The 3,987-nt window shown below is 69.3% G+C and carries 4 protein-coding genes; all 4 read right to left on the bottom strand.

Annotated features, from left to right (window positions below):
* The coding region (locus G4D87_RS34525) for a M56 family metallopeptidase (RefSeq protein ID WP_240358843.1) at window positions 1-843 on the bottom strand (843 nt) is incomplete at its 3' end.
* Window positions 843-1,238 carry a BlaI/MecI/CopY family transcriptional regulator gene (locus tag G4D87_RS34530; protein ID WP_163786926.1) on the bottom strand — a complete coding sequence of 132 codons (396 nt, stop codon included), beginning with the start codon at window positions 1,236-1,238 and terminating at the stop codon, window positions 843-845. The genes G4D87_RS34530 and G4D87_RS34525, both read right to left, overlap by 1 nt.
* 80 nt (window positions 1,239-1,318) lie before the next feature.
* Window positions 1,319-2,452 (bottom strand): hypothetical protein, encoded by a 1,134-nt coding sequence (locus tag G4D87_RS34535; RefSeq protein WP_163786928.1) that lies wholly within the window; start codon window positions 2,450-2,452, stop codon window positions 1,319-1,321.
* An 84-nt stretch (window positions 2,453-2,536) separates the two neighbouring features.
* Window positions 2,537-3,952, bottom strand: coding sequence for a sigma-54-dependent transcriptional regulator (locus G4D87_RS34540; protein ID WP_163786927.1), 1,416 nt, complete (start codon window positions 3,950-3,952; stop codon window positions 2,537-2,539).
* Window positions 3,953-3,987: the final 35 nt, after the last annotated feature.

Raw genomic sequence — 3,987 nt, forward strand, 5'->3', positions numbered from 1 at the left:
GGGGTGGGGTGAAGGGGCCAGGCGCAGCTCCTCGATGTGGGCCAGGGCGCGGGCGTAGAGCAGCACATCCCCGCAGCACTGGACGGCCAGGTCATCCGCGCAGTGCTCGCGCTCCTCGCGGATGCGGTGGGACAGCCACCAGACGGCCGGGTGGTAGAAGAGGAGGGTTTCCACGAAGGACTGGAGGAGGTTGACCAGGTAGTCGTGGCGCCGGATGTGGGCCAGCTCGTGGGCGAGGATGGCCTCCAACTGAGCGGCGGACAGCCCGGTGAGGGCACCCGTCGGCACCAGGATGAGGGGGCGCCACAGGCCGATGACCATGGGCACGTCGACGCGGGCGGAGGCCAGCAGGCGCACGGGCCGGGACAGGCGGACGTGGCGCAACGCACGCGTCAGCGCCTCGCGCCAGGGGGCGGAGGGGGCCTGCGTCTCCTGCCGGGCCAGCCGGTGGGTGATGAGCCACGCGACCACGGTCCGGGCTGACAGGAGCAACACGCCGCAGCACCACGCCGGCAGCAGCCAGGGCCGGAGCACCTCCGTCCAGTGCGGCGCCGCCAGGGACGCGGGCTCCGTCGTGATCACGGTCAGCATGCTGGACTGGGCCAGGGTGTCGAAGGCGCCGAACGTCACGGCGCGCGAGGCCTCCGCCAACGCCGTCAGGAACGTCACGACGGGCAGCACGGCCATGGCCACCAGCCCCAGGCACGCGGTGGCGTAGCGCGTCCGCGCGGCGCGCTGCGGCGTCAGGGCCAGGATACCGGCGACCGCCAGGGCCACCACCGCGCCCTGCCACAGGAAGCCGAGCAGGGCCTGCTCCAAGGCGTGGAGATAACGCGCGTCCATCACTTCCCCCGCTTTTCGTGTGCGTCGAGCAGCCTGCGAATCTCCGCCAGCTCCTCGGCGGAGGCGCGCTTCATGGACAACGCCTGGGCCACGACCGACGTGGCCGACCCCCCGAAGGCCCGGTCCATCAAGTCGCGCAGGAGGTCGCGCTGGGTGCGCGTCTCGCTGAGGGCGGCTTCATAGACATGGGTCCGCTCGCTCTCGTCACGCTGGACGATGCCTTTCTCCGTCATGTTCTGGAGGAGCTTGAGGACCGTGGTGTAGCCGGTGTCCTTGTCCTGGGTGCCCCGGAGCAGCTCGTGCACCTGCCGGACGGTGCTGGGGCCCTGCTTCCAGAGCACACGGAGGATGGCCAGCTCGGCACGCGTCGGCTGCGGGAGGGCGTGGGTGGTCATCTCGCGGAGTATTACGACGGCCGTCGTAAGAGTCAACGACGCTTGTCGTAGATGTCCGGTCCTGGAAGGCATTGCCCTTGCTAAGGGGCGGGTGACAGGGCGTTGAGCTCGCGGAGCGTGTCGAGGCTCGTCAGCGTGGTTGACAGGATTTGGTTCGCGATGGGGACCTTGACGGCGGTCGTGAGAATCCAGCGCGCCGCCGATGCGCTTTCGTCCCCCGCGCCATGTCGCGCCTGCTCATCGGTGACGGTGTGCCCTTGCTCCCAGACTGCCGCCAGCAATTGCGTGGGGCAGGTGCTCGCCGCGCTGTCTGCCTTGAGCGCCGCATACGCCCCGCGGTACGCGCCCTTGGCGTAGGGCTCCAGGAACCGGCCGAACATGGCGGCTTCCACCAGTCCAACGCAGCGGCCGATGGCAGGTTGACACGCGCGTGCCTTCCGGCTGACCTCCACGGGCGAAGCGATGCTCGAAAAGGACGGGGCGGACTGGAGCACGGCCGCGAAGCGCTTCAGTTGCTTGGGGCTCAAGGGCCGCCAGTCGGGCGGAGGGTTCACCAAGGTGGCGTGGAGCTTGTGCTCAATCGTGAGCAAGGAAATGGCGACCATGCCGCCCACCAGGGTGTCCGTGCGATAGGCCAGCCACGCGAGCTGCCTCACGTCGCGCACGGCCTCCAGCGGCGTCCCCTGCTCAACCGCATGCCGGAGCCGCAGCTTCGCCCAGAGCGTCAGGAGCGAGAACTCCGGAAGGGACGCGGACATCAGGTCAAAGGGCTTGCCCGGCGGGATGGCCGCGCGCGGAATGGCATTCCAGTGGTCGAACGCATGCATCTGGCGCATCCAGCCGAAGTCCAGGCTGGAGAGCTCCAGGTCCGATGTCCCCCAGTCCTCTTGACTCCCAAACTTCTGGAGCAACAGCAGGTGCCTCGGGAGCCGCAGTGGTGACTCCCCCAAATCGGGCGGGCCGGACGCCACGCGGAGCCATTCATTGAGCAGCGGGCCCGCGTCGCCCGGGGGCCGTGGTTCGTGAAACCAGGGTTCCGCGCCCAGCAGCGCCTGCTGCTCGCAGAAGAAGTCCACCTGTGCCGTGACGTCGGCGCGGAACTGCTCGATGGCCGGGCCGTACTGGCGTTGGGACCAGATGTGGAAGGCCACGATGGCCAGCACGGCGAGCAGCAGGATTCCGCTCACGCTCCAGACCAGGACACGCAGCAGCACGTTGCCCCGGTGAACCGCGGCGCGCCTCGCTCTCCAGCTCATCCAGGGCACGGTAGCAGGGCCCCGGCCCGTCCACCAAAGCCGCTACGACTCCGCGGCCAGGTCATCCGCGTCGTCGGTCACGGCCTTCAGCGGCGCGCCGCCCGGCGTGCCGTACTCCTTGAGCCGGTACTGAATCTTGCGCACGCTGATGCCCAGCACCTCGGCGGCCCGTGACGTGGAGCCCTGCACCATCTCCAGCGTGCGCAGGATGGCCTCGCGTTCAATCGCCGCCAGCGTGGCGCCCGGGATGAGCGCCCCCGTGGACGTCCCATGCGGCCGGGGGCCCCTCAGCACGGGCGGCAGGTCATCCGTGGACAGCTCCTGCCCCTGCGCCAGCACCACCGCGCGCTCGATGGCGTTCTCCAGCTCGCGGATGTTGCCTGGCCAGTCATGGGACAGCAGCGCCTGGAGCGTCCCGGGCGCCAGGCCCCGCACCTGCTTGCCGTACGAATCGCTGTACTTCTCCAGGAAGTGGTTCACCAGCGCGGGCACGTCGCTCTTGCGGTCCCTCAGCGGCGGCAGCGTCACGCTCACCACGTTGAGCCGGTAGTAGAGGTCCTCTCGGAACCGGCCCGCCTTCACCTCGGCCACCAGGTCCCGGTGCGTGGCCGCGACGATGCGCACGTCCACCTTCAGCGTCTGGGTGCCGCCCACGCGCTCGAACTCACGCTGCTGGAGCACGCGCAGCAGCTTCACCTGCACGGCGGGGGAGATTTCTCCAATCTCGTCCAGGAACAGCGTGCCGCCGTCCGCCAGCTCGAAGCGGCCTTCCTTCCGGGCCAGCGCCCCCGTGAATGAGCCCTTCTCGTGACCGAACAGCTCGCTCTCCAACAGGTTCTCCGACAGGGCCGCGCAGTGCACCCGGATGAAGGGCTTGTCCTTGCGTGGCGACTCCTGGTGCAGGGCCTGGGCAATCAACTCCTTGCCCGTGCCCGACTCACCCAGGATGAGCACCGTGGCGCGCGTGCCCGCTGTCCGGCGGATGACGTCGTAGACGCCCTGGAGCTGGGGCGACTCGCCGATGATGTCGTGGAAGCGGCGCACGCGCGAGCGCACCTGGTCTCTCAGGGCCTCGGCCTCCTGGCGCAGGCTGCGCTTCTCCAGCGCCTTGCCCAGGGTGACGAGCACCTGGTCCGCGTCCAGCGGCTTGAGCAGGAAGTTGTCCGCGCCGGACTTCATGGCCTCCACGGCCGTCTCCACGCTGGCGAACGCCGTCATCATCACGAAGGTGGCGTCGCTGCCCTGCTCGCGCGCCGTCTTCAGCAGCGTGAGGCCGTCCATCTGCGGCATGCGGACGTCGGTGAGCACCACCGCGGGGGAGAACTCGCCGATGCGGACCAGGGCCTCGGCGCCGTTGGCGGCCTCGGCCACTTCGTAGCCTTCCTCATTCAGGATGGTGGCAATCGCCCGGCGGGCATTGTCCTCATCGTCGACGACCAGGATGCGCTGTGGGGACATGGGGGAGGTGGAGCCTTTGCTGTCAGGTCAGGAGG

Origin of the sequence: Myxococcus vastator (genome assembly GCF_010894475.1) — a bacterium.
GTDB classification, from domain to species: Bacteria; Myxococcota; Myxococcia; order Myxococcales; family Myxococcaceae; genus Myxococcus; species Myxococcus vastator.